The organism is Ensifer sp., assembly GCF_035999185.1.
Classification (GTDB): domain Bacteria; phylum Pseudomonadota; class Alphaproteobacteria; order Rhizobiales; family Rhizobiaceae; genus Ensifer.
On the sequence record NZ_DASYHB010000065.1, the window covers coordinates 1 to 4,597 of the forward strand.

Annotated in this window: 3 protein-coding genes and 1 pseudogene; 1 reads left to right on the plus strand and 3 read right to left on the minus strand. The window is 63.7% G+C overall.

Annotation, left to right across the window (positions count from 1 at the left end):
- Positions 1–349 (plus strand): annotated as a pseudogene (locus VGO04_RS06920) (1-deoxy-D-xylulose-5-phosphate reductoisomerase); the annotation flags it as partial.
- A 39-nt stretch (positions 350–388) separates the two neighbouring features.
- Here the strand turns inward: VGO04_RS06920 and hemA are convergent.
- The 3 genes from hemA to VGO04_RS06935 all read right to left on the minus strand — a co-directional run.
- Complete coding sequence (gene hemA, locus VGO04_RS06925; RefSeq protein WP_327495220.1) at positions 389–1,603, minus strand: 5-aminolevulinate synthase; 1,215 nt, start codon at positions 1,601–1,603, stop codon at positions 389–391.
- Positions 1,604–1,931: 328 nt separating this feature from the next.
- The gene (locus tag VGO04_RS06930) at positions 1,932–2,729 is read right to left on the minus strand and encodes a xanthine dehydrogenase family protein subunit M (RefSeq protein ID WP_327495221.1); all 798 of its coding nucleotides are present in this window, start codon (positions 2,727–2,729) and stop codon (positions 1,932–1,934) included.
- Between the two features lie 15 nt (positions 2,730–2,744).
- A partial coding sequence (locus VGO04_RS06935; RefSeq protein ID WP_327495222.1) for a xanthine dehydrogenase family protein molybdopterin-binding subunit occupies positions 2,745–4,597 on the minus strand: 1,853 nt, incomplete at its 5' end.

Sequence of the window (4,597 nt, forward strand, 5' to 3'; positions counted from 1 at the left end):
CGGTTATGCGCTCGCCTATCCGAGCCGCTGCAACCTGCCGATCGAGCGGCTCGATTTCGCCAAGCTGTCGCGGCTCGATTTCGAGGCGCCGGACGAAGTGCGTTTTCCGGCGATCCGGCTCGCGCGCCGGGCGATGGTCGAGGGCGGCGTCCAGGGCGCGGTTCTCAACGGCGCCAAGGAAACGGCGCTTGACGCCTTCATCGCCAGGCGCACCGGCTTTCTCGCCATGGCCGAGATCGTTGAGAAGGTCATGGACAGGCTCGCCGGCTTGCCAGCCGCCGCAACGATGGACGATGTCTTTGCCGCCGACGAAAAAGCCCGGCATATCGCAGCCGGGCTCCTTCAGTAAGTTCTAGCTTTCAGTGCCCGGCTTGAACCGCCGATCGTCTCAGGCGACCGCGCGGGCCAGCGCACAGCGCGACCAGAGCGAGTGCAGCGCGCCGACCAGGTGGTCGATGTCGGCGTCCGAATGCAGCGGCGTCGGGGTGATGCGCAGGCGCTCGGTCTTCTTCGGCACCGTCGGATAGTTGATCGGCTGCACGTAGACGCCGAAATGGTCGAGCAGCAGGTCCGAGATCCACTTGCACTTGGCGGCATCGCCGACCATGACCGGCACGATATGGCTCGGGTTCGGCATGTGCGGAATGCCGCGCTGGTCGAGGAGCGAACGCAGACGGCGGACGCGCTCTTGATGGGCGAAGCGTTCGACCTGGCTTTCCTTCAAATGACGGATCGAAGCGAGTGCACCGGCGGCCAGCGTCGGCGGCAACGCCGTCGTGAAGATGAAGCCTGAGGCAAACGAACGAACGAAGTCGCAGAGCGCCGCAGAGCCGGTGATGTAACCGCCCATGACGCCGAAGGCCTTTCCGAGCGTGCCTTCGATGACCGTCAGGCGGTGCATCAGGCCTTCGCGTTCGGCAATACCGCCGCCGCGCGGGCCGTACATGCCGACCGCGTGCACTTCGTCGAGATAGGTCATGGCGCCGTACTTGTCGGCGAGGTCGCAGAATTCCTTGATCGGCGCGATGTCGCCATCCATCGAGTAGACGGACTCGAACGCGATCAGCTTCGGCGCGCGCGGATCGGCAGCGGCGAGCTTGGCTTCGAGGTCAGCGACCGAATTGTGCTTGAAGATGACACGTTCGCACTTGGAGTGACGGATCCCCTCGATCATCGAAGCGTGATTCCCGGCGTCTGAGAAGACGATAACACCGGGAATCTTCGAACAGAGCGTACCGAGCGCGGCCCAGTTGGACACATAGCCCGAGGTGAAGAGCAGCGCCGATTCCTTGCCATGCAGGTCCGCGAGCTCGCGCTCAAGCAGGACGTGGTAGTGGTTGGTACCGGAGATGTTGCGGGTGCCGCCGGCGCCGGCGCCGCATTCGTCGATCGCGCGCTTCATCGCCTCGGTGACAACTGCGTGCTGGCCCATGCCGAGATAGTCGTTCGAACACCAGACGGTGACTTCCTGAACGCCGTCAGCCGTGTGGCGCGCCGCCTTCGGGAATTGGCCGCGATGGCGGGCGATGTCCGCGAAAACCCGGTAGCGGCCTTCCTGATGCAGCCCGTCCAGCTCGTTCTTAAAGAAATTCTCGAAATCCATCATTTTCTCCAGTGCCCGGCCGCTTTTCTTCAATCAAAGCGACCTGGGGTCAACCTCGGAATGCTCGGCATCTGCCACCTGCGGCAAAAGGCCCGTTTAGCGCTGCCCGCCCAATGAATGCATCCGGGATGATCTAGCATTTTTGGTCCAGAGCATCTTCGCTGCTTTCAGTGAAACCGTTTCAACCGAGACAGTGCTAGTTTTGAAACATTCCAAAGAAAGCCTTAGCGCATGTTCATCACGTCAAGCTTGATCGAAGTCAAGCAAGGATGAAAAAAGGACGACCGAAGCCGCCCTTTTTCGATGTTTGTGTGGCGCCACGGGGCGCTCATGCCGCGGCCACGGCGCGTTTGGCCATGACTTTCACCAGATTGGCGCGATAGGCCGCATCCGCGTGAATGTCGGAGAGCAGCTCCGACGCATCGACGCTGATGCTGGCAAGCGCGTCCGGCGACCAGTTGGCGGCAAGGGCCGTTTCCATGTCGCCCTGGCGGAAGACGCCGTTCGCCCCGGCACCGGTCACGGCAACGCGAACCTCGCCATTGTCCCGCCGCGCGACGAACACGCCGGTCATCGCATAGCGCGAAGCCGGATTGGCGAACTTCTGGTAGGCGGCCTTTTCAGGCGCGTCGAAACTGACGGCAGTGACGATCTCGCTGTCTTCCAGCGCCGTTTCGAAAAGCCCGATGAAGAACTCGTCCGCCACGATCTCGCGCCGATTGGTCACGATCGTCGCGCCAAGCGCCAGCATCGCCGCCGGATAGTCGGCCGCCGGGTCGTTGTTGGCGATCGAGCCGCCGATCGTGCCCATGTGCCGCACATGCGGATCGCCGATGTGGCTGGCGAGATGGCAGATCGCCGGACAGACAGCCCTGAGCGCCGCCGACGAGGCCACCTCGTAGTGGGTGGTCGCTGCCCCGATCCGCACCATCCGGCCATTGACCGAGATGCCCTGCATCTCGGCAATATGTCTGAGATCGATGAGATCGCTGGGCGACGCCAGCCGCTGCTTCATTGTCGGGATCAGCGTCATGCCGCCGGAGACATATTTGCCTTCGCCGGCCGCTTCCATTCGGCTGACGGCGTCCTGGATGGAGGACGCCCGGTGGTATTGGGTCTCGTACATGAGGTGTCCTCCCCTTCACTTGGCCGCGTGCGCCGCCGCCCACACCTTCTGCGGTGTCGCCGGCATGGTGAGCGCATTGTTGCCGATGGCATCGGTGATGGCGTTGATCAGCGCCGGCGGTGAGCCGATGGCGCCCGCCTCGCCGCAGCCCTTGATCCCCAAAGGATTGTTCGGGCAGGGCGTGTTCGAGGTCGAGACCTGGAACGACGGCAGATCGTCGGCGCGCGGCATGGCGTAGTCCATGTAGCTTGCCGTCAGCAGCTGGCCCGAGGGGTCGTAGTGCACGCCTTCGAGCAGCGCCTGGCCAATCCCTTGCGCGATGCCGCCATGCACCTGTCCCTCCACGATCATCGGGTTGATGATGTTACCGAAGTCGTCGGCAGCGACGAACTGCACGATCTTGGTCCGCCCGGTATCGGGATCCACCTCCACCTCGCAGATGTAACAGCCGGCCGGGAAGGTGAAGTTGGCCGGGTCGTAGAAAGCGCCTTCCTTCAGGCCCGGCTCCATGCCCGCCGGCAGGTTGTGGGCCGTGTAGGCGGCAAGCGCCATCTGGAACCAGGGCACCGCCTTGTCGGTGCCGGCGACCTTCAGCTCGCCGTTCTCGATGACGATGTCGCTTTCATCGGCCTCCATCAGGTGCGCGGCGATCTTCTTTGCCTTCGCCTCGACCTTGTCGAGCGCCTTGACGACGGCCGACATGCCGACAGCGCCTGAGCGCGAGCCGTATGTCCCCATGCCCATCTGTACCTTGTCGGTATCGCCATGCACGATGTTGACGCTGTCGAGCGGCACGCCGAAGCGGTCGGCGACGAGCTGGGCAAAGGTGGTCTCATGGCCCTGGCCGTGACTGTGCGAACCGGTCAGGACCTCGATCGTTCCCACCGCATTGACCCGCACCTCCGCCGATTCCCACAGGCCGACCCCGGCGCCGAGCGAACCGACCGCCGCCGACGGCGCGATGCCGCAGGCTTCGATATAGCAGCTCATGCCGATGCCGCGTTTCATGCCGCGTTTGCCCGCTTCCGCCTTGCGGGCGGCAAAGCCGTTCCAGTCGGCCGCCTGCATCGCGGCGTTGAGCGACGCTTCGTAGTCGCCGGCGTCATAATTCATGATGACGGGCGTCTGGTGCGGGAAGGAACGGATGAAATTGATCCGCCTCAGTTCCGCGGGCGAAACGCCGAGTTCGCGCGCCGCCGTCTCCATGGTGCGCTCGAGCAGATAGGTTGCCTCCGGCCGACCGGCGCCGCGATAGGCGTCGACCGGCGCCGTGTTGGTGTAGACGGTACGCACATTGGCGTGGATCGCCGCGATGTCGTACTGGCCGGAAAGCAGCGTCGCATAGAGATAAGTCGGCACCGCCGAGGAAAAGAGCGACATATAGGCGCCGAGATTGGCGATCGTGTCGACCTTGAGCCCGATGATGCGGTTGTTGGCATCGAACGCCATCTTTACGGTCGACACATGGTCACGGCCGTGGGCGTCGGTGAGGAACGCCTCGGTTCTGTCGGACGTCCACTTGACCGGAACGCCGGTGCGCTTCGACGCCCAGAGACAGACGATCTCTTCCGGATAGATGTAGATCTTCGAGCCGAAGCCGCCGCCGACATCGGGCGCAATCACCCGGAGCTTGTTTTCCGGTGCGACATTGTAGAAGGCGCTCATCACCAGTCGCGCCACGTGCGGGTTCTGGCTGGTCGTATAGCAGGTGTAGTGGTCGTCGCCGACGTCGTAGATGCCAAGGGCCGCGCGCGGCTCCATCGGGTTGGGCGAAAGCCGGTTGTTGTGGATCGTGACTTCGGTGACGTGCGCCGCCGCTGCGATCGCCTTGTCGGTCGCCGTCTCGTCGCCGATCTGCCAGTCGAAGA